At 61.7% G+C, this 24,001-nt stretch carries 18 protein-coding genes and 3 pseudogenes; 13 read left to right on the forward strand and 8 right to left on the reverse strand.

Annotated elements, in window-relative coordinates; all coding sequences use genetic code 11:
* Positions 1-54: 54 nt before the first annotated feature.
* Positions 55-1,473 carry a short-chain fatty acid transporter gene (locus ACZRMO_RS00080; protein ID WP_017737125.1) on the reverse strand — a complete coding sequence of 473 codons (1,419 nt, stop codon included), beginning with the start codon at positions 1,471-1,473 and terminating at the stop codon, positions 55-57.
* Between the two features lie 185 nt (positions 1,474-1,658).
* Between ACZRMO_RS00080 and ACZRMO_RS00085 the strand changes: the two genes are divergently transcribed.
* The 3 genes from ACZRMO_RS00085 (at position 1,659) to ACZRMO_RS00095 (ending at position 4,664) form a co-directional block, all read left to right on the forward strand.
* Positions 1,659-2,963, forward strand: a complete 1,305-nt coding sequence (locus ACZRMO_RS00085; protein ID WP_463971499.1) for an MFS transporter — start codon at positions 1,659-1,661, stop codon at positions 2,961-2,963.
* Positions 2,964-3,033: 70 nt separating this feature from the next.
* Positions 3,034-4,170, forward strand: a complete 1,137-nt coding sequence (locus ACZRMO_RS00090; RefSeq protein ID WP_463971500.1) for an ImmA/IrrE family metallo-endopeptidase — start codon at positions 3,034-3,036, stop codon at positions 4,168-4,170.
* Complete coding sequence (locus ACZRMO_RS00095) at positions 4,167-4,664, forward strand: DUF4411 family protein (protein ID WP_463971501.1); 498 nt, start codon at positions 4,167-4,169, stop codon at positions 4,662-4,664. The genes ACZRMO_RS00090 and ACZRMO_RS00095 overlap by 4 nt, the downstream gene beginning before the upstream one ends.
* 40 nt (positions 4,665-4,704) lie before the next feature.
* Here ACZRMO_RS00095 and ACZRMO_RS00100 read toward each other — a convergent pair whose 3' ends face one another.
* Entirely contained in the window at positions 4,705-6,075 is a 1,371-nt protein-coding gene (locus ACZRMO_RS00100; RefSeq protein ID WP_463971502.1) for a GntT/GntP/DsdX family permease, read from the reverse strand.
* Positions 6,076-6,317: 242 nt separating this feature from the next.
* On the opposite strand from ACZRMO_RS00100, the gene ACZRMO_RS00105 reads away from it, so the two are divergent.
* The 3 genes from ACZRMO_RS00105 to ACZRMO_RS00115 are packed head-to-tail and all read left to right on the forward strand — an operon-like array spanning position 6,318 to position 11,804.
* Entirely contained in the window at positions 6,318-7,529 is a 1,212-nt protein-coding gene (locus tag ACZRMO_RS00105) for a TolC family protein (RefSeq protein WP_463971503.1), read from the forward strand.
* Positions 7,530-7,547: 18 nt separating this feature from the next.
* Positions 7,548-8,654 carry an efflux RND transporter periplasmic adaptor subunit gene (locus ACZRMO_RS00110; protein ID WP_463971504.1) on the forward strand — a complete coding sequence of 369 codons (1,107 nt, stop codon included), beginning with the start codon at positions 7,548-7,550 and terminating at the stop codon, positions 8,652-8,654.
* A gap of 18 nt (positions 8,655-8,672) precedes the next feature.
* Positions 8,673-11,804: a CusA/CzcA family heavy metal efflux RND transporter gene (locus ACZRMO_RS00115; RefSeq protein ID WP_463971505.1), complete on the forward strand. Its 3,132-nt coding sequence runs from the start codon at positions 8,673-8,675 to the stop codon at positions 11,802-11,804.
* Between the two features lie 456 nt (positions 11,805-12,260).
* On the opposite strand, the gene ACZRMO_RS00120 is transcribed toward ACZRMO_RS00115, so the two are convergent.
* The 3 genes from ACZRMO_RS00120 to ACZRMO_RS00130 all read right to left on the reverse strand — a co-directional run bounded on the left by ACZRMO_RS00120 (position 12,261) and on the right by ACZRMO_RS00130 (position 15,987).
* Positions 12,261-13,655, reverse strand: coding sequence for a heavy metal sensor histidine kinase (locus tag ACZRMO_RS00120; RefSeq protein ID WP_463971506.1), 1,395 nt, complete (start codon positions 13,653-13,655; stop codon positions 12,261-12,263).
* Positions 13,652-14,326: a heavy metal response regulator transcription factor gene (locus tag ACZRMO_RS00125; protein WP_017738105.1), complete on the reverse strand. Its 675-nt coding sequence runs from the start codon at positions 14,324-14,326 to the stop codon at positions 13,652-13,654. Before ACZRMO_RS00125 ends, ACZRMO_RS00120 begins: the two co-directional genes overlap by 4 nt.
* Before the next feature lie 341 nt (positions 14,327-14,667).
* A complete protein-coding gene (locus tag ACZRMO_RS00130) occupies positions 14,668-15,987 on the reverse strand; it encodes an OprD family porin (RefSeq protein WP_463971507.1) in 1,320 nt (439 codons plus the stop codon).
* A gap of 226 nt (positions 15,988-16,213) precedes the next feature.
* Between ACZRMO_RS00130 and ACZRMO_RS00135 the strand changes: the two genes are divergently transcribed.
* The 4 genes and pseudogenes from ACZRMO_RS00135 (at position 16,214) to ACZRMO_RS00150 (ending at position 18,596) form a co-directional block, all read left to right on the forward strand.
* The gene (locus tag ACZRMO_RS00135) at positions 16,214-16,546 is read left to right on the forward strand and encodes a DUF2790 domain-containing protein (protein WP_463971508.1); all 333 of its coding nucleotides are present in this window, start codon (positions 16,214-16,216) and stop codon (positions 16,544-16,546) included.
* 195 nt (positions 16,547-16,741) lie between these two features.
* Positions 16,742-17,428: pseudogene (locus tag ACZRMO_RS00140) on the forward strand (PAS domain-containing protein); the annotation flags it as partial.
* Between the two features lie 108 nt (positions 17,429-17,536).
* Positions 17,537-17,968, forward strand: a pseudogene (locus tag ACZRMO_RS00145) (methyl-accepting chemotaxis protein); the annotation flags it as partial.
* Between the two features lie 52 nt (positions 17,969-18,020).
* A complete protein-coding gene (locus ACZRMO_RS00150) occupies positions 18,021-18,596 on the forward strand; it encodes a flavin reductase family protein (protein WP_124529950.1) in 576 nt (191 codons plus the stop codon).
* Positions 18,597-18,599: 3 nt separating this feature from the next.
* On the opposite strand, the gene ACZRMO_RS00155 is transcribed toward ACZRMO_RS00150, so the two are convergent.
* A complete protein-coding gene (locus tag ACZRMO_RS00155; protein WP_124529948.1) occupies positions 18,600-19,484 on the reverse strand; it encodes a LysR family transcriptional regulator in 885 nt (294 codons plus the stop codon).
* 122 nt (positions 19,485-19,606) lie between these two features.
* Between ACZRMO_RS00155 and ACZRMO_RS00160 the strand changes: the two genes are divergently transcribed.
* On the forward strand, positions 19,607-20,950 hold the full coding sequence (locus tag ACZRMO_RS00160; protein ID WP_463972108.1) for an MFS transporter: 1,344 nt from the start codon (positions 19,607-19,609) through the stop codon (positions 20,948-20,950).
* 123 nt (positions 20,951-21,073) lie between these two features.
* Here ACZRMO_RS00160 and ACZRMO_RS00165 read toward each other — a convergent pair whose 3' ends face one another.
* Positions 21,074-21,883 carry an AraC family transcriptional regulator gene (locus tag ACZRMO_RS00165; RefSeq protein WP_124529946.1) on the reverse strand — a complete coding sequence of 270 codons (810 nt, stop codon included), beginning with the start codon at positions 21,881-21,883 and terminating at the stop codon, positions 21,074-21,076.
* 138 nt (positions 21,884-22,021) lie between these two features.
* Between ACZRMO_RS00165 and ACZRMO_RS00170 the strand changes: the two genes are divergently transcribed.
* Positions 22,022-22,660 (forward strand): LysE family transporter, encoded by a 639-nt coding sequence (locus tag ACZRMO_RS00170; protein ID WP_207040173.1) that lies wholly within the window; start codon positions 22,022-22,024, stop codon positions 22,658-22,660.
* A gap of 44 nt (positions 22,661-22,704) precedes the next feature.
* Entirely contained in the window at positions 22,705-23,799 is a 1,095-nt protein-coding gene (ddlA, locus tag ACZRMO_RS00175) for a D-alanine--D-alanine ligase (protein ID WP_124529942.1), read from the forward strand.
* A 104-nt stretch (positions 23,800-23,903) separates the two neighbouring features.
* On the opposite strand, the pseudogene ACZRMO_RS00180 reads toward ddlA, so the two are convergent.
* Positions 23,904-23,990 (reverse strand): annotated as a pseudogene (locus ACZRMO_RS00180) (D-alanyl-alanine synthetase); the annotation flags it as partial.
* Positions 23,991-24,001 lie beyond the last annotated feature (11 nt).

The following is a 24,001-nucleotide window of genomic DNA, read 5'->3' on the forward strand; positions in this document are numbered from 1 at the left end:
GAGTTGCCCTTGTCTGGAGTAGGACAACCCCACGCGTCTAATCAGACGATGCTTTCAAGGCATCACCGGCGGCAAATACTTCAACGTCGTCCCCAACGCCCACAGCAAAAACAACACCAACGGCGTATGCACCAGCAACTGCACAAACGAAAATCCGATCAAATCCCGGGCCTTCAACCCCAGCACACCCAATAGCGGCAGCATATAGAACGGGTTGATCAGGTTCGGCAGCGCTTCGGCCGCGTTGTAGATCTGCACCGCCCAGCCCCGGTGATATTGCAGGTCATTGGCCACCTGCATCACGTACGGCGCTTCGATGATCCACTTGCCACCACCCGACGGAATAAAGAAGCCCAGCACCGCCGAATAAACGCCCATCAGCAGCGCATAGGTGTCATGGGAGGCGATCGACGTAAAGAACGTCGAGATGTGGTGCGCCAGGGTCTGGCCGTCGCCACCCTTGACCACGGTCATCAGCGCCGCAATCGAGCCGTACAGTGGAAACTGGATCAGCACACCGGTGGTGGTCGGCACCGCCCGCGCCACCGCATCGAGGAAGCTGCGTGGGCGCCAGTGCAGCAGTGCGCCGACCATGATGAACAGGAAGTTATAGGTGTTCAGCCCCGAGATCGCGCTGATCGCCGGCTTGGTCGAGAACTCATGGAACAGCCAACCCGCCGCCAGCAGCGCCAGCAGGATGGTCAGCAACGGGCTGTGTTCCAGCCATTCGCCGGGGCGCGTTGGCGCTTGCAGCTTGGGCAGGTTGAATGCCGGGTCGACGCCGCAGGCCTTGGCATCACGGGCGCTGTTCGGGCCGGGCGCGGTGGCGTAGGCGATGATCAGCGACACCACGATCAGCGCCAGCAACAGCACGCCGGATTGCCACAGGAAGATCGTGTCGGTGAATGGGATCACCCCGGTGATCGACAGGATCGACGGCGGCAAACTCGCCGGGTTGGCTTGCAACTGCGCGGCCGATGACGACAGCCCCAGCGCCCACACGGCCCCCAGGCCCAAGTAAGCCGCGGCGCCGGCCGCGCGGTAATCCATGCGCAAGTCCGTACGCCGGGCCAACGCGCGCACCAGCAAGCCGCCGAACACCAGGGACAAGCCCCAGTTGAGCAGGGACGCAACCATGGAGATCAACGCCACCCAGGCCACGGCCGAGCGGCCGTTCTTCGGGATGCGCGCCAGCCGGTCAATCAGCTTCACCGCCGGCGGCGAACTGGCCACCACATACCCACCGATCACCACAAAGGCCATCTGCATGGTGAACGGGATCAGGCTCCAGAACCCATCGCCAAAGGCCTTGGCGGCTTCGGTCGGCGCGGCGCCCATGCCCAGGGTCGCCACCGCGACAATGATCACGGCGAGGGCGGCAAACACCCACGAATCCGGGAACCAGCGTTCGGCGAAGTTGGAGCAGCGCAGGGCAAAGCGGGCATAGCGGCTTTCTTCGATAGCATCGGCCACGAGTCATTCCTCTTGTATTTATTATGGGGCAGGCAATTTTCCGGCATGTTCCGCTACGGCCATTGATATGGGAATGCAGTTATCTTCATCGATCCATGAGGAAAACAAATATATCTGCGGCGATTGCCATCATCCGGCCCAGCTCATAACCTGCACGCCATTTTGTTTGTCTGCCGAGCCTTCACATGACTGCCACCCTTGCCCCCCAGGCGCAGCGCTTTTCCCGCTCCGACTACAAAACCCTGGGCCTGGCCGCCTTGGGCGGGGCCTTGGAAATCTACGATTTCATCATCTTCGTGTTTTTTGCGCTGACCTTGAGCCAATTGTTTTTCCCCCCGGAAATGCCCGAGTGGCTGCGCCTGCTGCAAAGCTTCGGCATCTTCGTCACCGGCTACCTGGCGCGCCCATTGGGCGGCATCCTGATGGCGCACTTCGCCGACCACCTGGGACGCAAACGCGTATTCAGCCTGAGCATCCTGATGATGGCGCTGCCATGCCTGCTGATCGGCATCATGCCGACCTACGCGCAAATCGGTTATTTCGCACCGCTGATCCTGCTGTTTCTACGCGTGCTGCAAGGAGCCGCCGTCGGCGGCGAAGTGCCCAGTGCCTGGACCTTCGTTGCCGAACACGCACCGGTTCATCACCGTGGTTACGCGTTGGGTTTCCTACAAGCCGGCCTGACCTTCGGCTACCTGCTGGGCGCACTCACCGCCACGCTGCTGGCGCAAATCTTCACGGCCGCCGAGATCCTCGACTACGCCTGGCGTTTCCCCTTCCTACTCGGCGGCGTGTTCGGTGTGATCGGCGTATGGCTGCGCCGCTGGCTCAGCGAAACCCCAGTGTTCCTCGAAATGCAGGCCCGCCGCCAAGCCGCCGCCGAACTGCCGCTGCGCACCGTGCTGCGCGACCACCGCGCCGTGCTGCTGCCGGCGATGATCCTCACCTGCGTGCTCACCTCCGCCGTGGTCGTCCTCGTGGTCATCACCCCGACCATGATGCAAAAAACCTTCGGCATGAGCCCCAGCCACACCTTCGCCTTGAGCGCCCTGGGCATCGTCTTCCTCAATATCGGCTGCGTCCTTGCCGGCCTGCTGGTGGACCGCATCGGCGCCTGGCGCGCGGTGCGGGTCTACAGCCTGTTGCTGCCGGTGGGGATTGCGCTGCTCTACGCCAGCCTGATCAACGGCGGCCTCTGGCTGGGCGCGGCGTACGCCGTGGCGGGCTTGAGCTGTGGCGTGGTGGGCGCGGTGCCGTCGGTGATGGTCGGTCTGTTCCCGGCGCCGGTGCGGGTGTCGGGGATTTCCTTTACCTACAACATTGCCTACGCGCTGTGGGCGAGCACCACGCCACTGTTGTTGATTGCGTTGATGCCGACGAGCCCGTGGATTTGCGTGGGGTATTGCGTGGTGATGGGGGCGGTGGGGGTGGGGTGTGTGGCGTTGTTTGGCAAGCGCCACCCGTTGGATGCGGTTACAAAAGACGCCTAGGGCCATCAATTGACGGGTATTTGCGGCCACTCCTATAGTCAGGCCCACCTCTGACTGGCACGTATCCCTTATGACTCAGCCTGCCTTCATCAACCCTGCAATCCTGTCCTGGTCTCGCCAGCGGGCGGGGTTGTCTGAAGCGGAGGTTGCCAAAGGCCTCACCGTCAAAACGGAGCGGATCAAAGCGTGGGAAGGTGGTCAAAGCCTTCCGACGTTTACTCAGGCACAAAAATGGGCCGTGATTGCACACATCCCATTTGGTTTTCTCTTCCTCAAGGCCCTACCGCAAGAGCATCTTCCGATTCCCGACCTGCGCACAGTGGGCGGTGTTTTTTCCGGCACACCTAGCTTGAACTTGCTGGATACCGTCAGGGACGTGCTCCGCAAGCAAGACTGGTACTTGGAATACTTGCAGGATCACGAGCGTTCCCCGCTGTCCTTCGTAGGAAGTTTCAATAGCCGCTCCCCCGTCGAAGATGTAGTTGCAGATATTCGTCGTGTACTCGGCGTAACGGATGCTTTTGCTCGTATGGGTTATGAGGAGTACGTGAGGGCGTTGGTGAGCGGCGCGGAGGATGCCGGTATTCTCGTGATGCGCAGCGGCGTAGCGTTGGGAAATACTCATCGCAAGCTTGATGTGAGCGAGTTTCGAGGCTTTGCCATCAGCAACGCCATGGCCCCCGTGGTTTTCATAAACAGCGCGGACGCTCCTGCGGCCCGGCTTTTTACATTGATGCACGAACTGGCGCATATCTGGATTGGTAGCACGGGTGTATCCGATGGCAGCAGGCAAAGTGCCCGGCAGGAAGAAGCTTTTTGCAATGCGGTGGCGGGAGAATTCCTGGCGCCGGAACTCGTCTTTCGCGCGAGCTGGGTTTCGGATGTGTACTGGGAAGAAAACCTGGTGCCCCTGGCCGCTCTCTTTCACGTCAGTGCGTTAGTGATTGCTCGTCGTGCCCGTGATCTTGGCTATATCAGCAGTGATCAATACGGCTCCTATTACCGTCGGATCCTGCAGGCGTATCGAGATAAAGGCGGTGGCGGAGGGGACTACTACCGCACGGCGGCAGTGAGAAATAGCACCCGGTTGAGCAAGGCCGTTCTGGCAGAAGCGCAAAGCGGCCGGATTTTGCTACGAGACGCCGGAAAGCTGCTGGGTGTACAACCTGCCAAATTGAAGGCCTACGGGATGAAGCTATCGGCATGAAGCATCTACTGGATTCGAATACGCTGATCGAGGCCAAGAACCGGTATTACGGGATGACAATTTGCCCTGGCTACTGGGCATGGATTCTTCAACAGCATCAGGCGCTGGAGATTGCCAGTATCGTACAGGTCAGAGATGAGCTGGCCAGGGGCAATGACGATCTGACCGAGTGGGTTAAAGGCAACACGCAGCTCTTCGAAGATGCGAGCGATGAGCCTACCCAGGCTGCATTTGGGCATATCGTCGAAAAGATTGCAGAGCAGGCGTCAGTGATGAAGGCGGGAGCCTTTGAGGAGTTTCTTGAGGGCGCAGATCCCTGGTTGATCGCCAAGGCGATGACAACGGGCGCTGTTGTTGTCAGCCATGAAGTCTATAACCTCGACATCAAACGCAAATTCACGATCCCTAACGTGTGCTCGCTGTTTGGCGTGCCCTACATGAACACGTTTGAGCTGCTCGGCAAGCTCGATGCTCGCTTCGTCTTGCACGCGTGACGACATGAGGGGAAGCGAACTCCCCCTCAATACGACGTTGTCAGGTCAAGAAGTGCCAGAGCAACAATGTACCGATCAGCCCGACCACTGAAACAATCGTCTGCAACACCGACCACACCCAAATCGTCTGCTTCAACTGCAACCCAAAATACTCCCGCACCATCCAGAACCCCGCATCGTTCACATGGCAAAAGAACACCGAGCCCGCGCCAATCGCCAGCGCTACCAGTGAGCTTTGTGTCGCCGCCAACCCCGCCATCATCGGCGCGAGGATGCCCGCCGTTGTGGTGGTGGCAACCGTCGCCGAGCCGGTGGCCTGGCGCAAGGCCACGGCGATCAACCAGGCCAGCAGCAGGTACGGCATGTGCGCGCCTTCGGCGACCTTGCTGATGGTCTGGCTTACGCCGGCGTCCAACAGGGTTTGCTTGAGGCCGCCGCCGGCGCCGATGGTCAGCAGCAGTACGGCGATGGGGGCGAGGGCTTTGCGCAGGGTGTTGCCGACGTCCGCACGCGGCATGCCGGCGGCCCAGCCCAGGCAGATGACGGCGGCGATCACGGCCAGGCCGAGGGCGATCAGCGGTTCGCCGAGGAACTTCAACGTCAGCGCCACTGGATTTTCCGGTGCCATGGCGACTTTGGCCAAGGTGCTGCCGAGCATCAGAATCACCGGCAACAGAATGATCAGCAATGACACCCCAAAGCTCGGCTGGCGTGGTGCCTTGGGCGGAGCGCTGAACAGTGCGCCAATGTCGGCCGGTTCATCGACGTGCAGGCGTTTGGACAGCCAGTTGCCATAGATCGGCCCGGCCAGAATGACCGCCGGCACCGCCAGGCAAAAGCCCAGCAACATGGTCAGGCCCAAGTCGGCGTGCAGCGCACCCACCGCAATCAGCGGCCCCGGATGCGGCGGCATCAGGGCGTGCAGGGTGGTCATGCCCGCCAGTGCCGGAATGGCGATTTTCAACAGCGGCTGGTTCGAACGTTTGGCCATCACAAAGATGATCGGCACCATCATCACCAGGCCCACTTCGAAGAACAGCGGCAAGCCGATCACCATGGCCACCAGCGCCATCACCCACGGCAACGACTTGCCCTTGCCCAGCCCGAGCAGGGTGGTGGCGATACGGTCGGCCGCGCCGGATTCGGCCATCAGTGCGCCGAGCATCGAGCCCAGGGCAATGATGATCCCGGCTTCACCGAGGATCGCCCCGGCGCCCTTGCTGAACGCCTTGGCCACTTCTTCCGGCGGCAGCCCGGCGCCGACGCCGGCAATAAAAGTGCCGATCAGGATCGACAGAAACGGCGGCAACTTGGTCGCGCTGATCAGCACGATGATGCTGGCGATGGCCAGCAGTACGCAGAGCATGAGGCGGGTGTCGTGAACCATCCACGCGGCAGTCGATAACTCCAAGACGGGACTCCTTATCGAACAGGTTGGGAAAATTGTTTCTTTTTGTTTCCTGCTCGAAAAGCATACCTGATACCGCGCTGGCCCAGTGCTGATGTGCCGTTTTGGTGCGATCAGCGGCGCTCGCCCTCAGCGCCCGGCCCAGAGCCATTGCTGTCGGATTTGTAATCTTTCCTCCACGGCCCTGATAAGTCGCGAACGCTACATTCCACCCGCTTGTACTTCATGGGCGTGGAACTCTTGATATGCCAATTTCCGTTAGAAACCTTCTGGGGGCGGCGCTGTTGTGGGTAGCCAGCAGCGCTGCCCAGGCACAACCCCTTACGCTTGATTCAGCGCTGCAGACGGCCTTCGCCAATAACCCCGACCTGGCCGCTGCGCAGTGGGAAATCGACATCGCCCAGGGCGGTCGCCAGCAAGCCGGGCTGATCCCCAACCCGGTGCTGTCCGTGGATGCCGAAGACACCCGCCGCGACACGCGCACCACCAGCATCAAACTGAGCCAGACCCTGGAGCTGGGCGGCAAACGCGGCGCGCGCATTGATGTGGCCAGTCGCGCCCAGGATGCCGCCGCGCTGGCTCTGGAGCAGCGCCGCAACACCCTGCGCGCGGATGTGATCGACAGCTACTACGGCGCTTTGCGCGCGCAGGAACGCCTCGACCTGGCCCAACGCTCTCTGACTTTGGCCGAACGCGGACTGGTGGTTGCCAACGGTCGCGTGACGGCAGGCAAAACCTCTCCCGTGGAAGCCACCCGCGCCCAGGTGCAATTGTCGGAAATCCGCCTGGAATTCAACCGCGCACAAATGGGGCTCAGTGATGCCTATCGCCGCTTGGCCGCCAGCACCGGCAGCGCCACCGTCGAGTTTCAGACCGTCGCGACGCAAAGCCTGCCTGTGCCTCCCGCCACCCAGTTGCTGGCGCGCCTCGAACAAACCGCCGAATTGCGCCTGGCGGAACTGCAAATTCTGCAAGGCGAAGCCAGCGTCGGCCTGGAAAAAGCCCAACGCATTCCCGACCTCGACGTGTCCATCGGCAGCCAATACGACGCCGGTGCGCGTGAGCGGGTGAACCTGGTGGGCGTGTCGATGCCGCTCCCGCTGTTCAACCGCAACCAGGGCAACGTGCTTGCCGCCAGCCGCCGCGCCGATCAGGCCCGCGACCTGCGCAACGCCACCGAACTGCGCCTGCGCACCGAAACCCGCCAGGCCCTGGACCTGTGGCAAACGGCGAACACCGAGGTGCGCGCCTTCAACCAACAGATCCTGCCGGCCGCCCAAAGTGCGGTGGACAGCGCCACCCGTGGTTTCGAGATGGGCAAGTTCAACTTCCTCGACGTGCTCGACGCCCAGCGCACCCTGATCGCCGCTCGCACCCAATACCTCGTTGCCACCGCCCAAGCCACCGACGCCTGGGTGCGTATCGAACGGATTTACGGCGACCTCGCCCGGTTTTGATTTTCCCTGGAGTCCTTTATGCACAACACATATGGCGTGGCGCTCGCCGTCGCCTTGAGCCTGATGCTGTCGGGTTTTGCCAGCGCCGATGAAGAAGAAGGCGAACTTGAACTCAGCGAGCAGCAGATCCAGGCCGCTGGAATTCAATTGGCCCCGGCGCAACCGCGTTCCCTCAGCACGCTGCTGACGTTGCCGGCCGAGGTGCGTTTCGACGAAGACCGCACCTCGCACATCGTCCCGCGTGCAGCGGGTGTGGTGGAGGCGGTGCAGGTCAACCTCGGCCAGGCGGTGAAAAAAGGTGAGCTGCTGGCGGTGATCGCCAGCCAGCAGATCTCCGACCAGCGCAGCGAGCTTGCCGCCAGCGAGCGCCGGGTCGAGCTGGCCCGCACCACCTTCCAGCGCGAGCGCCAATTGTGGCAGGACAAAATCTCCGCCGAGCAGGATTACCTGCTGGCGCGGCAAACCCTGCAAGAAGCCGAAATCGCCCTGAACAATGCCCGGCAAAAGATGAAAGCCTTGAGCGGCAGTGCCGTGCTGGTCGGTGGAAATCGCTACGAACTGCGTGCGCCGTTTGCCGGAGTGGTGGTGGAAAAGCACCTCGGCGTCGGCGAAGTGGTCAGCGAAACCAGCAACGCCTTTACCCTCTCGGACCTGTCCCAGGTGTGGGTGACCTTTGGCGTGTTTCCCAAGGACTTGAACAAGGTGCGCGTCGGCAAACCGGTGAAAGTCAGCTCCACCGAAATGGGTACCGAAGTCAGTGGCACCGTGGCTTACGTCGGCAACCTGCTCGGCGAACAGACGCGCACCGCCACCGTTCGCGTCAGCGTGCCCAACCCTGATGATGCCTGGCGCCCTGGCTTGTTTGTCAGTGTGCAACTGGCCACCGAGACCTTCCAAGCCAAAGTCACCGTGCCCCAGGCCGCGATCCAGACCGTCGAGGACAAACCCTCGGTGTTCGAACGCACCGAGCACGGCTTTGTCACCCGCCACTTGGAACTGGGCGTGAGCGAAGACGGCTACGTCGAAGTGCGAAAAGGCCTGGACGCCGGCGCGCAAGTGGCGACGGCTGGCAGCTTCATCCTCAAGTCCGAACTGGGCAAAGGCTCGGCCGAGCACGCCCATTGATCCTGCGAGTGATTCCCCATGTTTGAGCGCCTTATCCAATTCGCCATCGAGCAGCGCATCATCGTGCTGCTGGCAGTGCTGTTGATGGCCGGTGTCGGCCTCGCCAGCTATCAGAAACTGCCGATCGACGCGGTGCCCGACATCACCAATGTGCAGGTGCAGATCAACTCGGCGGCGGCGGGTTTTTCGCCGCTGGAAACCGAGCAACGCGTGACCTTTCCCATCGAAACCGCCATGGCCGGTTTGCCGGGCTTGCAGCAGACCCGTTCGTTGTCGCGCTCGGGGTTGTCCCAAGTGACGGTGATCTTCAAGGACGGCACCGACCTGTTCTTCGCCCGCCAACTGGTCAACGAGCGCCTGCAAGTGGCGCGGGAACAATTGCCCACCGGCATTGAAACGGCGATGGGGCCGATTTCTACCGGGCTTGGGGAAATATTCCTATGGACCGTCGAGGCCGAGGACGGCGCACTCAAGGACGACGGCACCCCCTACACGCCGACTGACCTGCGGGTGATCCAGGACTGGATCATCAAGCCGCAACTGCGCAACGTCCCCGGCGTGGCCGAGATCAATACCATCGGCGGCTTCGCCAAGGAATACCAGATCGCCCCGGACCCCAAGCGGTTGGCGGCCTACAACCTGACGTTGAACGACCTGGTCATTGCGCTGGAGCGCAACAACGCCAATGTCGGCGCCGGTTACATCGAACGCAGCGGCGAACAATTGTTGATCCGCGCACCGGGGCAGGTGGCGTCCATCGACGACATCGCCAATATCGTCATCACCACGGCGGATGGCACACCGATCCGCGTGCGCAACGTCGCTCAAGTCGACATCGGTCGTGAGATGCGTACCGGCGCGGCCACCGAAAACGGCCGTGAGGTGGTGTTGGGCACGGTGTTCATGTTGATCGGTGAAAACAGCCGCAGCGTGTCCCAGGCGGTGGCGAAAAAGCTTGAAGAGATCAACCGTTCGCTGCCCTCAGGCGTGGTCGCGATTACAGTTTATGACCGCACCAACCTCGTCGAAAAAGCCATCGCCACCGTGAAGAAAAACCTCTTCGAGGGTGCGCTGCTGGTGGTGGCGGTGCTGTTCCTGTTCCTCGGCAATATCCGCGCGGCGTTGATCACCGCGATGGTGATTCCCCTGGCGATGTTGTTCACCTTTACCGGCATGTTTACCAACAAAGTCAGCGCCAACCTGATGAGCCTCGGCGCATTGGACTTCGGCATTATCGTCGATGGCGCGGTGGTGATTGTCGAGAACGCCATCCGCCGCCTGGCCCATGCACAGCAACGCCACGGGCGCCTGCTGACCCGCAGCGAGCGCCTGCACGAAGTGTTTGCCGCCGCCAAGGAAGCGCGGCGTGCGCTGATCTTCGGACAACTGATCATCATGGTGGTGTACCTGCCGATCTTCGCCCTCACCGGCGTGGCCGGGAAGATGTTCCATCCCATGGCCTTTACGGTGGTGATCGCCTTGTTGGGCGCGATGATTCTGTCGGTCACCTTTGTGCCGGCGGCGATTGCGCTGTTTGTCACCGGCAAGGTCAAGGAGGAAGAAAACCTGGTGATGCGCACCGCGCGCCGCATCTATTCGCCGGTGCTGGATGGAGTCATGGCGCGCCGGCCGCTGGTGTTCGGCCTGGCGCTGCTGGCCGTCATCACCTCGGGCGTGGTTGCCAGCCGCATGGGCAGCGAATTTATCCCCAGCCTCAGCGAAGGTGATTTCGCCCAACAGGCCCTGCGGGTGCCCGGCACCAGCCTGACCCAATCGGTGCAGATGCAGCAGCAGTTGGAAACCACCTTGATGGCCCAGGTCCCGGAAATCCTGCGGGTGTTTGCCCGTACCGGCACCGCGGAGATTGCTTCCGACCCGATGCCGCCGAATATTTCCGACAGCTATGTGATGCTTAAACCGAAGGATCAATGGCCGGATCCGAACAAGTCCCGGGAAAGCCTGATTGCCGATATCCAGCGGGCCAGTGCGATTGTGCCGGGTAGTGCGTACGAACTGTCGCAACCGATCCAGCTGCGCTTCAACGAGCTGATTTCCGGGGTGCGCAGTGATGTGGCGGTGAAGGTGTTCGGGGATGACATGGCGGTGCTCAACAAGACCGCTGAAGAAATCGCCGAAACCCTCAAGGCCCTCGATGGCGCCTCGGAAGTGAAAGTGGAACAGACCTCCGGCCTGCCGGTGCTGACCATCAATATCGACCGCGACAAGGCCGCGCGTTTTGGCCTGAATGTGGGCGATGTGCAAGACACCATCGCCGTCGCCGTCGGTGGGCGCCAGGCCGGTACGTTGTACGAAGGTGACCGACGTTTTGACATGGTTGTGCGTTTGTCCGACGCACTGCGCACCGATATCGACGGGTTGTCACGGCTATTGATCCCGGTGCCCAGCAACGCAGCGGGGCAGTTGGGTTTTATCGCGTTGTCCCAGGTGGCCAGCCTGGACCTGGTGCTGGGCCCCAACCAGATCAGTCGTGAGAACGGCAAGCGTTTGGTGATCGTCAGTGCCAACGTACGCGGGCGGGATATTGGTTCGTTTGTGGACGAAGCCGAGACGGCAATCATCGAGAAGGTGAAGGTGCCTGCTGGCTATTGGACCACCTGGGGCGGCCAGTTCGAACAGCTTAAGGAAGCCTCCGAGCGCCTGCGCATTGTGGTGCCGGTGGCGCTGCTGTTGGTGTTCGGGCTGTTGTTCATGATGTTCAACAACCTCAAGGATGGGCTGCTGGTGTTTACCGGGATTCCGTTCGCGTTGACCGGTGGGATCATGGCGCTGTGGCTGCGGGATATTCCGCTGTCGATCTCGGCGGGTGTGGGATTTATCGCACTGTCCGGCGTGGCGGTACTCAACGGGCTGGTGATGATTGCGTTCATCCGCAACCTGCGCGAAGAAGGGCGCTCGTTATCGGTGGCGATCAACGAAGGCGCGCTGACCCGCTTGCGCCCGGTGTTGATGACCGCGCTGGTGGCATCCCTCGGATTTATCCCCATGGCGCTCGCCACCGGCACCGGCGCCGAGGTCCAGCGGCCACTGGCAACGGTGGTGATCGGCGGGATTATTTCGTCGACGTTGCTGACCTTGCTGGTGCTGCCGGCGCTGTATCAGTGGGCGCATCGCAAGGAGGAGGCTGAGTGAACACCGCGCAGCCTCTTTGGAATGCGATCAAATGTGGGAGCTGGCTTGTCGGGTCGCCGCATCGCTGCGAAGACGGCGGCACAGGCGACACCTCTATTGCCTGACCCACCGCCATCGCAGCCTCGCTAAAGCTCGACAGCTCCCACAGGGGATCGGGTTTGCAGGCTGTGTCAGGCGTACACCGTTAAAAATGTGGGAGCTGGCTTGTCGGGTCGCCGCATCGCTGCGAATACGGCGGCACAGACAACATCCCTGTTGCCTGACCCACCGCCATCGCAGCCTCGCTAAAGCTCGACAGCTCCCACAGGGGATCGGGTTTGCAGGCTGTATCAGGTGTACACCGTTAAAAATGTGGGAGCTGGCTTGCCTGCGAAAGCGGCGGTACAGACAACATCTCTGCTAGCAGACCCGCCGCCTTCGCAGCCTCGCTAAAGGTCGACAACTCCCACAGGAAACTTAACCAATCGCCACCAGGGGAAACACCAACCGAAACGAGGTAATGCCTCCTGGCGGGCTGCGCACTTCGGCCTGTCCCTGGTGCAGGGTCATGATCGACTTCACGATGGCCAGGCCCAGGCCGGTGCCGCCTTCGGTGCGGGCGCGGCTGTTGTCGGCGCGGTAGAAGCGTTCGAACAGATGCGGCAGGTGTCGGGCGTCAATGCCCGCGCCGGGGTTGCTGACGGAGATCGACACCTGCTGCGCATACGTCTCCACCAGCAGCGAAATATGCCCGCCTTGTGGGCTGTGGCGGATCGCGTTGGACAGCAGGTTGGAAAGGGCGCGCTGGATCATCAGGCGATCACCATGGACCTGTGCATGGCCGATCAACGTCATGTTCAGTTGCTTGTCTTCGGCACTCAAGGCAAACAATTCCATCACCCGATTGGCCTCATCAGTCAACGACACCTCTGCAAACGACGCGCGCGCTGCCGGGTGGCTGACCTGGGCCAAAAACAGCATGTCGGAAACGATGCGTGACAAGCGCTCCAGCTCTTCGGTGCTGGATTCCAGCACGGCCTTGTATTCCTCCGACGGCCGCTGGCGCGACAGCGTGACCTGGGCCTTGCCCATCAGGTTGGTCAGCGGCGCGCGCATTTCGTGGGCCAAGTCGTCGGAAAACTGCGACAACTGCTGCACCCCCGCGTCCAGCCGGTTGAGCATCACATTGAAGCCTTGGGCCAATTCCCGCAGTTCCTGGGGCAGGTTGTCCAGGGCCAAGCGATGGGTCAGGTCCTGGGTGGTGACTTGGGCGGCGACGTGGCTGAACTGTTGCAACGGTGCCAACCCACGCTGCACCAGCCACCAGGCGCCCATGCCGATCAATAGCAGCAGCAACGGCAACGCCACCACCGTGGCGCGCAGGTAGGCGCTGAGCAGGGCCTGGTCGTCCATGCGGTCCAGGGACAGCAGCACGCGCACGCGTTCGCCACTGGCCAGGCGCATCAGGCTGGACGCGCTGAGCACCTGGTTGCCGTCGCGGTCCTCCCAGTTGAGGTAGCCGAGGGTTTCCCGGTGCGGATAGTCGGTGAGCAACGGCACCTGGGCCTTGGCGCCGACGCTGAGCAGCACACGCTCGTCGGGCGCGGTGCCGACGATGGTCAGGTAGAAGTTGTCGTGGCCGATCACCAGGTCCAACAGCGAGTGCGGGCGCGCGCGGATGTCGCGAGCGTCCAGGCCCTGGGCGAGGCTGTGCTGAATCTGCTCCATCTTGCTTTCCAGGCCCTTGCGCGCGAGTTTTTCCAGCTCATGGGTCAGGGCCAGGTAAGCCAGGCTGGCCAGCAGCAGCACCAGGCCGGCGCCCATCAGGCTGACCGTCAGGCCGAGGCGCATCGACAGGCTGCCGGTCTTCATGGCCGCGCTTCCAGCACGTAGCCGACGCCGCGAATGGTATGGATCAACTTGACCTCGCTCTGGTCATCCACCTTGGCCCGCAGGCGGCTGATGGAGACTTCCACCACGTTGGTGTCGCAGTCGAAATTCATGTCCCACACCAGGGAAATGATCTGCGTGCGGGTCATCACTTCGCCGGTCTGGCGCATTAGCACTTGGAGCAGGGCAAACTCCTTGGTGGTCAGGTCGATACGGCGGGTGCCGCGATAGGCCCGATGGCGGCGCGGGTCGAGTTCCAGGTCTGACACGCAGAACACTTCCGGCTGTGGGATATGTTCACTGCGCCGCAATAACGTACGTACCCGCGCGAGCAATTCGGGAAACTCGAAGGGCTTGACCAGGTAATCATCGGCGCCCATGTCCAGGCCCTTGATCTTGTCGTCCAGGCGCCCACGGGCGGTGAGCATCATCACCCGCTGGCTGCCGTTGCGGCGCAGTTGTTCGAGCACTTCCCAGCCGTCCTTGCCCGGCAGGTTGACGTCGAGAATCACCAATTCATAGGCGTGTTGCGCGGCCAGGTGCAAGCCGTCGATACCGTTGGCGGCGCAATCGACCACGTAGCCACTTTCAGTCAGGCCTTGCTGCAAATAGGCGGCGGTTTTTTGCTCGTCCTCAACCACAAGGATACGCATGGGGATTTACCTTTTTCGACAAGAGAAGGGAGTCCATTTCCTTATGGAGGGTGTTGCTGGGGGAGTAGGAAAATTCTGAAGCGTGAAGTGACTTCAGGGTCAACTGCGACGTTCTGTCGCAACTAAGCGAGCACGCAAAAAAAACGCCCCAATGGGGCGTTAAAAAATCCATCTCTTTCCAAAGGAGCTACACAAAAGCTTCAGAGATGAATGTGCTCGGTGTTGCAAGTTGAAGCCAGTCTATAAAGTTCAACTTAACGAGAAGGTGAGGCCAATATTACAGTTTTGATAACTGGCTAGTTGTGAACAGATGTTAGTCAAGCGCGAACGAATGTAATGACTCAGAGAATCGCCAGTGGGTATTCGGCGATCAGGCGCACTTCTTCCAGGTCCGACTCGAATGCACTGGAACGCACCGTGGCTTGGCGCAAGCGCAGCGACAGGTCTTTCAAGTTGCCGCTTTGCACCACGTACTTGGCCTCGATGTCGCGCTCCCAGCGGCGTTGATCGGTGAGCGGGTCGCCTGCTGCATCGCGGCGCATGTACACCGCGTTGGCGTTGCTGTAGTCGGCGCCGCTGCCTTTGCCGTAGCGGGTCATGAACGACAGGCCGGGAATGCCGAATGGCTGCATGTCCAGGTCGTAGCGCACCATCCACGAACGCTCCTTGGGGGAGTTGAAGTCGCTGTACTGGATCGAGTTGTTGAGGAAAATCGAGTCCGACTGGCGCAGATAATCGAAGTCGTCGTCCCCGTTGTTGCGCTGGTGCGATACGGCCAGGCTGTGGGCGCCGATCTTCACCCCGAGCCTGGCGCTCCAGATGTTGTTGTCGAACTCGCCCAGGCGTTTCTTGCCCTCATCCACCGCCTTGTAATAGTTGAAGTCGCCGAACAGCGAAACCTCATCGTTCAGCGGGTAGCTGGCGGCACTGCCGAAGTAGTATTGGTCCCACGCGTCCTTCAAGCGGCTGCTGTACAGGCTTACGCTCAGGTGTTTATTGAGTTGGTAATCACCGCCGAAATAGCCGATCCACGGCGAGTCGACCTTGCCCGCATAGAACGTCGCAAAGCCTTTGTCCATGCCGCTCTCGGTGGGCTGGCTCATGCCGCTCAAGCGTCCGCCTTGCAGGCTCAGGCCCTCCAGGCTGGTGTTTTGCGCGGTGACGCCACGAAAGCTTTCCGGCAACAGTCGCGAGTCGCCGTACGCCACCACCGGTGTGAGCGGGAACACGTCGCCGGCCTTGATCACGGTGTCCAGCACGCGCAATTTTGCGGCGCCGCCGAATTTGCTGTAGCTGGATTCTGGATGGTTGGCGCTGTCCACCGGCAGCACGCCGAACGAGCCCTTGCCGCCGCTGCGGCCGGTGCCCGAGTCGAGCTTGAGGCCGTACATGGCAAACGCGTCCAGGCCAAAACCGAGCGTGCCCTGGGTAAAGCCGGATTCGAATTTGCCAATGAACCCCTGCGCCCAGGCTTCGGAGTAGCCGTTGCCGGTTGGGCTGGACTGGCCCTTGCGGTCATCGCGGTTGAAGTAGAAATTGCGCGCCAGCACGTTCACGCTGCTGCCTTCGATAAAACCTTCGGGCTGGTCTTCCACGGCCACGGCGGCCAGGGGTAGCGCGGCAATCAATGAAAAGGGAAGGGTGTAGTAAGCACTGTGCATGTTGCGCTCCTCGGTATTGGCAGTGATCAGCTTCTTATATGAGGTGGGCGTTCTTATTGATGTGGCCCGGGCTGATAGTTGCAAATGCCAGATAACAGCGAAGTGGCATGCACATTACAATTTTGGAATCTCACGTTTACCTAACAAATAAGTAATGTTCTGGTGAACATCGCGTCAGGGTCTGCTCGTTACTCTGGGTACTCAACTTTGAAGCGAGGAACTTGTGATGAACATTTATAAACTTGGCCTGGGCGTATTGGCGGCAGTCTTGTCGTTCGGTGCTTTGGCCGAAGGCGGCGGCGACCGTACCTTTGCCTTGATGATGGAGCGCAATGAAAAGGTCATGGCCGATTATGCCGCCCGCAACGGCAAGCCCGCGCCCGAGGTGCAGGCGTATCGCTATGGCATGCCGCTGGATATCACCAAGGTGGTCAGCGTGACGCCACCGATTCGCAGCTGCAATGCCGTGCCTTCGCGCATGACCTATGAAGACTCCACCGGCAAGCTCAATACCATTGAGTATCAAGTGATGGGGCTGTGCCGAAACAATGGCGGCTGATGGATCCAAAAATATAGTTGGGCCTTGGCCTAAAGGACTCTTCAGAAAATTTCGCCAGCGCCGATGCAGGTCAGATCTTTCTCTCCATTTGACCATCGGTGCCCCATGTTCAACACCCGCTTGAAGCAGGAGCTGTCCGCTCTTCGCGAAGAACTGTCCAGCTTGCAGCAGGTCAAGGAGAGCCTGGAAAGCGAGATGTTGTGCCTGACGCTGGACCCCCAGGGCCATATCGACTGGGCCAACGGCAACTTCCTCAAGGAAATGGCCTACCAGAGCGGCCAGCTTGAAGGCCGCGCCATTGGCGATCTGGCGCCGGCGCATGTGAAGCATGATGAATTCCAACAGCGCTTCAACAATGCGCTGACGCGGGGTGAGCACTTCGCCGGCACCGTACGCCTGCTGCGTGGCAATGGCGAGGAAGCGTGGCTGCGCTCGATCGTGCAGCCGGTGCGCAGCTCCGATGGGCGGATCAAGCATTTCTCCATCTTCTCCAGCGACCTGACCCGCACCATCGAGGCGTCGCGCGAGCATGAAAACCTGATTACCGCGCTGGTGCGCTCCACCGCAGTGATCGAGTTCGACCTAAGTGGGCACGTGCTCACCGCGAACGATCGCTTCCTTGGCGGCATGGGTTACAGCCTGGCGCAGATCAAGGGCAAGCATCACCGCATGTTCTGCGAGCCGGAGGAGTACAACAGCGCCGAGTACCAGAACTTCTGGAAACGCCTGAACAACGGCGAGTTTGTCGCGGCGCGTTTCAAGCGCGTCGACAGCCATGGCCGTACGGTGTGGCTGGAAGCGACCTACAACCCGGTGCTGGACGCCACTGACCGCCTGTACAAAGTGGTCAAGTTCGCCACGGTGATCACCGATCAGGTCAATCAGGAACAAGCGGTTTCCGACGCCGCCAACATCGCCTATAGCACCTCGCTGCAAACCGACAACAGCGCCCAGCGCGGCACCACGGTGGTGACCCAGGCGGTGGACGTGATGCGCGACCTGGCCCAGCACATGCAGCAGGCCGGCGAAGGCATCGAGGCGTTGAATGCCCAATCCCAGGTGATTGGCAGCATCGTCAAGACCATCAGCGGCATTGCCGAGCAAACCAACTTGCTGGCGCTCAACGCGGCCATCGAAGCGGCACGTGCCGGCGAGCAAGGCCGTGGTTTTGCGGTGGTGGCCGATGAAGTGCGCCAATTGGCCTCGCGCACCAGCAAGGCCACCGAGGAAATTGTCGGCGTGGTGCGTCAGAACCAGGACATGGCCCGTGAGGCGGTGGCGCTGATGACCGATGGTCGCCTGCAAGCCGAGCAAGGCCTGGCCCTGGCGGCGGAAGCGGGCTCGGTGATCGTCGAGATCCAGGACGGCGCGCAGAAGGTGGTCAGCGCTGTAGGACAGTTCGCCAACCAACTGTCGAGCTGAGCGTAGGGCTCAGGTATCGTAGGCGCTTTCCTGCTTGAAGAGCCGACCGTCCATGAGCCCTACCCACCGTCGCCCCGTTCCATTGTCCAAGGCCTACCGCTTGCTCAATCACGGGCCGACCGTGCTGGTCAGCGCGGCGCATAACGGCCAGCGCAATATCATGGCGGCTGCCTGGGCGATGCCGCTGGACTTCGAACCGCCGAAGGTCGCCGTGGTGTTGGATAAAGCCACCTGGACCCGCCAGTTGCTGGAAGGCAGTGGCACCTTCGTGCTGCAAGTGCCTTGCGTCGCCCAGGCCGATCTCGTACAGACCGTCGGCAACACCAGCGGCAGCGAGACAGACAAATTCGCCACGTATGGCCTACAGGTGTTCAACGGCGAACACACCGACGCGCCGTTGCTGGAAGGCTGTGTGGCCTGGCTGGAATGCCGCCTGCTGCCCGAACCGCACAATCAACAGACCTACGATTTGTTCCTTGGCGAAGTGGTCGCGGCGTATGCCGACGAGCGTGTGTTCAGCGAAGGCCACTGGCATTTCGAAGGGCATGATGCACTGCGCACCTTGCATCACATCGCGGGCGGAAACTTCCTGACCATTGGCGAGCCGATCACCGGGCGCCAGCTCTAAGCCCTACCAGCGCGCGTTTGCCAACGCCTCGGCAAACGCCACCAGCTTCGGCGAATACTGGCGGGACGGCGGGTACACCAACGAGATCGCCCGACTGCGCCCGGCGAAGTCCTCCAGCACCGGTACCAGACGCCCGGCAGCCAGGTCGTCGCGCACGGCAAAATCCATCACCTGGGCAATGCCAAAACCGCCCACCGCGCCATCCACCAGCGCGTCGCCGATATCAAAGATCAGTCGCCCTTCGACGCTCACGTCCTGCACCTTGCCATTGAGCATGAACTGCCAGTCCACCATGCGTCCGCTGCGCAGGTTGCGCACGGTGAGGCAGTGGTGGTCCTTGAGCTCATCGACGCTTTGCGGTGTGCCGAAACGGGCGAGGTAGGCGGGGGCGGCGACGGTGACCCAGCGCAACGGCGCCAGGGCGCGGGCGATCAGGCGTTGGTCCTGGATCTCGCCGGTACGCAGCAAGGCATCGAAACCTTCATCGACGATGTCCACCAGGCGGTCGGTCATCACGGCTTCGATGCGCAGTTCGGGATAACGCAGGGTCAGCTCGCCGATCACCGGCATCACCACCTTGCGCCCGAACAGCGACGGCGTGCTGATCTTCAACAGGCCCGACGGGCTGCCACGGCGGTCGAGCATCAGCTTCTCGGCCTCGGCCAATTCCGCCAGCAACGGCGCGCTGCGCTCGTACAACAACTGCCCGTCGGGCGTGAGGCTGACGCTGCGGGTGTTGCGTTGAAGCAGGCGCACGCCCAGCTCGTTCTCCAGGCGTGAGATGGCCCGTGAGAGCCCGGATTGAGTCAGCCCCAGGTCGCCGGCGGCGCGGGTGAAACTGCGGGTTTCGGCCACGCGGACCAGCAGGCGAACAGCGTTCAGATCCATGATTAAAGTCATTACTGAAAGAGTGATAGCGCTATTTATCATCTATTGCGCATAAAACACACTGGCGACACTTCATTTCTGGACAGGACGCTGTGATGTCTTCCTCTCGACCCTCTGGCTGGATGCTGATGCTGTTGGCCACCGCCCAACTGATCATCGCCCTCGATGCCACCATCGTGTTTGTGGCATTGCCGCAGATTGGCACGCACCTGGACTTTTCCGCCCAGCAATTGCAGTGGGTGGTCAGCGCCTACAGCGTGGCGTTCGGCGGCTTCCTGTTGCTGGGCGGGCGGGCCACGGATTTGCTCGGCAAGCGCCGCTTGTACCGGACCGGGCAGGCGCTGTATGCGTTGGCGTCCCTGGCCGCCGTACTGGGTGGCAGCGCGGTGTTGTTGGTGCTGGCGCGGGCGGTGCAGGGCGTGGGTGGGGCGTTGTTGTTTCCGGCGACCTTGGCGTTGATCAACACCCACTACGCCGAAGGGCCTGAGCGTAACCGTGCGTTTGCGGTGTGGAGTGCGGCGTCGGCGGCGGGCCTGGCGCTCGGCGCCTTGCTGGGCGGCGTGTTGACCCAGGTGTGGGGCTGGGAGGCGGTGTTCCTGGTGAACGTGCCGTTGGCCGGTGGCTGCGCCTGGGCGGCGCGTTACTGGATTCCTGCCGACGGCGAGCGGGCCGTCGGGCGCAACTTTGATATCAGTGGCGCGCTGACCGTGACCGTTGGCGGCACCTTGCTGGTGTTTGCTCTGGTGCAAGGCCCGGAATGGGGCTGGACGGCGCCGTCTACCCTCGGCTGCATCACCCTGGCGGTGGCGCTGCTGGGGCTGTTCGCCTGGATCGAACACCGCGGCCGTGACCCGCTGATGCCGCTGCGGCTGTTGGCCTACCGCGAACTGCGCATGGCCATGGTGCTGACGGCGGTGTTCATGAGCAGCTTTGGCGTGCAGTACTACTTTCTGGCGCTGTATTACCAGCAGGTCTACGGCTACAGCGTGTTGCAGGCGGGCCTGGCGTTTTTGCCGGCGACCCTGGTGTGTACGTTCGGCATCTGGCTGGCGGAGCGTTCGCTGGCCAGGATCGGACTGCGCAATACCTTGGTCAGCGGGCAATTGGCGGGGGCCGTGGGCATTGCGCTGGTGTGCTGGGCATTACCGACGGGCGTGGGATTCTGGTCGCTGCTGCCGGGGATTTTTATCTTGAGCATTGGCCAGGGCATGACGTGGACGGCGATGTGGGTGGCGGCCGGCTTGGGTATTCGACCGGGCGAGCAGGGCGTGGCGGCGGGAATGGCGTCCACCAGCCAACAGATCGGTGGGGCGCTGGGGTTGGCGGTGTTGGTGTCGGTGGCCAATGCCGGTGGGATTGAGCTGGCGTTGTGGTGGAGTGCGGGGATTGCGCTGGTGGGGGCGGTGGTGGCGGTTGGGTTCAAAGAACGCGGTGCTGAGTCGAACTCAATTCCAGAGACAACCTAAATCCAATGTGGGAGCGGGCTTGCTCGCGAAGGCGGTGGTTCAGATAAATCAATGGTGACTGACACTCCGCTTTCGCGAGCAAGCCCGCTCCCACATTTTTGATCGCATTTGCAAATTGAAGCTTCAGCGCCCCAGCATCTTCACCCAACGCGACGGCGGCATGCCATAGGTGCTGCGAAACTGCCGGGTCATGTGGCTCTGGTCAGTAAACCCGGCCGTCATCGCCGCATTCACCAGCGATTGGCCCTGGGCCAGCAGGCTGCGCACCAGGTCCAGCCGACGCATGGTGAGGTATCGGTAGGGGCTGGTGCCGAACAACAAGCGGAAATCCCGCGACAACGCCCAGCGGTCGCGGCCGGCGTGGTCGGCCATTTCGTCCAGGGTGATGCTGCGGCCCAGGGCGCTGTGGATAAATTCCCGCGCGCGTTCGGCGGCGATGTAGTCGAAGCTCTTGCGGCTGGTGATCACCCCGGACGCATCACTCAGGGCTTGCGCCACGTCATACATCGCGTCCTGTTCCTGCAGCGGGTCGATCGGGCAGTCCAGGCTTTGCAGCAGCACTTCGCTGGCGCGGAACAGGCGCGGGTCGGTGGTATGGCCGCAGGGAATGAACGGCAATGGCTTGCCGCCGAGGATCTGTTGGATCAGCGCCGGCTCCACATAGATCATGCGGTAGCGGAAGCCTTCCTCGCTGCTGGCGCGGCCGTCGTGGGTTTCGTCGGGGTGTATCACCATGGTCGTGCCGGGCAGGCTGTGGGTCATGCAGCCGCGATAATGAAAACTCTGCACGCCGAACAACGTACGGCCGATGGCGTAGGTGTCATGGCGATGCGGGTCGAACGCGAAGCCGGCAAAGTACGCCTCGATGCGGTCCATGCCGCTGGCATGCGGGGCGCGGTGCATCCAGTCGAGGGGGGAGATGGGATTGCCCATGGTGGCTTGTCACACAGTGAGGTGGAAACACGTTAACCGAGTCTGCGCTCCCAGTCTGCCGGGGTCTTGTACGATTGTGCAAGACAGGGGCGAGGCCTATGATCGCCGTTCGTGCCTTGCGCTGATGGAGTCGCCCCTATGGATTTTCTCAACCCCGCCTATGTGGCGCCCCTGGTCTCGCTGGCGCTGCTGTGGACCGTGGCAGTGGTGACGCCAGGGCCGAATTTTTTCAATACCGCGCAGTTGGCCGCCAGTTGCTCGCGCCGCCATGGCGTGGTGGCATCGGCGGGCGTGGCCACCGGTACGATCCTGTGGGGGCTGGCGGGTGGCCTGGGCATCAAATCGCTGTTTACCGCCGCACCGATGCTGTACCTGGCGTTCAAGATTATCGGTGGCTGCTACCTCATCTACCTTGGCTTGAAACTGTTCAAGCGCTCGGCGCCGGCCATGGGCCAGAACCTGCTGCCGGACGAGCCTCGACGCTCGCTGTTCTCCGCATGGCGCCTGGGGTTGCTGGGCAATCTGTCCAACCCCAAGGCTGCGTTGTTTGTCGCCACCATCTTTGCGTCCACCATGCCGCCTTCGCCGTCGCCGATGCTGTTGACCCTGGCGGTGCTGACCATGGCCACCTTGTCCTTCAGCTGGTATTCCAGCGTGGCCCTGGTGTTCTCCAGCGAGCGCATGGCCAACCTCTACAGCCGTTCGCGCAAGTGGCTCGACCGTTTTGCCGGCGGTTGCTATGTGCTGTTCGGTGCACATCTGGTAGCGAATCGCTGACGGCCCGTGGTAAGAAGCCTTACTTTCAACGGTGAGGCAGGGTCATGAGCAAGGTGCGCGTAGGCATTATTTTTGGTGGCCGTTCGGCTGAACACGAAGTCTCGCTGCAATCGGCGCGCAATATCGTCGATGCCCTCGACCGCACGCGCTTCGAGCCGGTGCTGATCGGCATCGACAAGGCCGGCCACTGGCACCTCAATGACACCTCGAACTTCCTGATCAACCAGGAAAACCCGGCCTTGATCGCCCTCAACCAATCCAACCGTGAACTGGCGGTGGTGCCGGGCAAGGCCAGCCAGCAACTGGTGGAAACCTCCGGCGGCGGCCTGCTGGCCCATGTCGATGTGATCATTCCCATCGTCCACGGCTCCCTGGGCGAAGACGGTTGCCTGCAAGGCCTGCTGCGCATGGCCGATCTGCCGTTTGTCGGCTCCGACGTGCTCGGCTCAGCGGTGTGCATGGACAAGGACATCAGCAAGCGCTTGCTGCGCGACGCGGGGATTGCGGTCACGCCGTTCATTACCCTGACCCGTCGTAATGCGCCACAAACAAGCTTTGACGATGCCGTGAACAAGCTCGGCCTGCCGCTGTTCGTCAAACCGGCCAACCAGGGGTCGTCGGTGGGCGTGAGCAAAGTCGGCAGCGAAGCCGAGTACCACGCGGCAGTCGAACTGGCCCTGGGTTTCGATGAAAAAGTGCTGGTGGAATCCGCCGTCAGCGGCCGTGAAATCGAATGCGCCGTGTTGGGCAACGACAACCCCATCGCCAGCGGTTGTGGCGAGATTGTGGTGAGCAGCGGTTTCTATTCCTACGACAGCAAATACATCGACGACCAGGCCGCTCAGGTGGTGGTACCCGCGGATATCAGCGTCGAAGCCAGCGAACGTATCCGCCGCTTGGCCATCGAGGCGTTTGAGGTGTTGGGTTGCGCAGGGCTGGCACGGGTCGATGTGTTTTTGACCGACGACGGCGAAGTGCTGATCAATGAAATCAACTCACTGCCCGGCTTCACCCGCATCAGCATGTACCCCAAGTTGTGGCAGGCGGCGGGGATGAGCTACAGCGAACTGGTGAGCCGGTTGATCGAGCTGGCGTTGGAGCGGCATGCGGGGCGCAAGGGGTTGAAGATCAGTCGGTGATTTTGATGGCGCTTGGCTCTGTGGCGAGGGAGCTTGCTCCCTCGCGACAGGTAAAGCGTTCGCTAGACGGTTGTACGAGCAATCCATGAATACAACAACGTCCTCACCTCCTCCGGGCACTGCGGGTCATTGATCGTACAAAAACCATGATCGACGCCAACGAGGGCGCCGAGGTTGTCTGCCTGTTGCACGGCTGTGTCTC

Source organism: Pseudomonas sp. B611 (assembly GCF_055407965.1).

Bases quoted from the DNA above. Each gene is read 5' to 3' on its own strand.
- ACZRMO_RS00085 (WP_463971499.1), top strand. From the start codon at position 1,659: ATGACTGCCACCCTTGCCCCCCAGGCGCAGCGCTTTTCCCGCTCCGAC.
- ACZRMO_RS00090 (WP_463971500.1), top strand. From the start codon at position 3,034: ATGACTCAGCCTGCCTTCATCAACCCTGCAATCCTGTCCTGGTCTCGC.
- ACZRMO_RS00095 (WP_463971501.1), top strand. From the start codon at position 4,167: ATGAAGCATCTACTGGATTCGAATACGCTGATCGAGGCCAAGAACCGG.
- ACZRMO_RS00105 (WP_463971503.1), top strand. From the start codon at position 6,318: ATGCCAATTTCCGTTAGAAACCTTCTGGGGGCGGCGCTGTTGTGGGTA.
- ACZRMO_RS00110 (WP_463971504.1), top strand. From the start codon at position 7,548: ATGCACAACACATATGGCGTGGCGCTCGCCGTCGCCTTGAGCCTGATG.
- ACZRMO_RS00115 (WP_463971505.1), top strand. From the start codon at position 8,673: ATGTTTGAGCGCCTTATCCAATTCGCCATCGAGCAGCGCATCATCGTG.
- ACZRMO_RS00120 (WP_463971506.1), bottom strand. From the start codon at position 13,655: ATGAAGACCGGCAGCCTGTCGATGCGCCTCGGCCTGACGGTCAGCCTG.
- ACZRMO_RS00125 (WP_017738105.1), bottom strand. From the start codon at position 14,326: ATGCGTATCCTTGTGGTTGAGGACGAGCAAAAAACCGCCGCCTATTTG.
- ACZRMO_RS00130 (WP_463971507.1), bottom strand. From the start codon at position 15,987: ATGCACAGTGCTTACTACACCCTTCCCTTTTCATTGATTGCCGCGCTA.
- ACZRMO_RS00135 (WP_463971508.1), top strand. From the start codon at position 16,214: ATGAACATTTATAAACTTGGCCTGGGCGTATTGGCGGCAGTCTTGTCG.
- ACZRMO_RS00150 (WP_124529950.1), top strand. From the start codon at position 18,021: ATGAGCCCTACCCACCGTCGCCCCGTTCCATTGTCCAAGGCCTACCGC.
- ACZRMO_RS00155 (WP_124529948.1), bottom strand. From the start codon at position 19,484: ATGGATCTGAACGCTGTTCGCCTGCTGGTCCGCGTGGCCGAAACCCGC.
- ACZRMO_RS00160 (WP_463972108.1), top strand. From the start codon at position 19,607: ATGCTGATGCTGTTGGCCACCGCCCAACTGATCATCGCCCTCGATGCC.
- ACZRMO_RS00165 (WP_124529946.1), bottom strand. From the start codon at position 21,883: ATGGGCAATCCCATCTCCCCCCTCGACTGGATGCACCGCGCCCCGCAT.
- ACZRMO_RS00170 (WP_207040173.1), top strand. From the start codon at position 22,022: ATGGATTTTCTCAACCCCGCCTATGTGGCGCCCCTGGTCTCGCTGGCG.
- ddlA (WP_124529942.1), top strand. From the start codon at position 22,705: ATGAGCAAGGTGCGCGTAGGCATTATTTTTGGTGGCCGTTCGGCTGAA.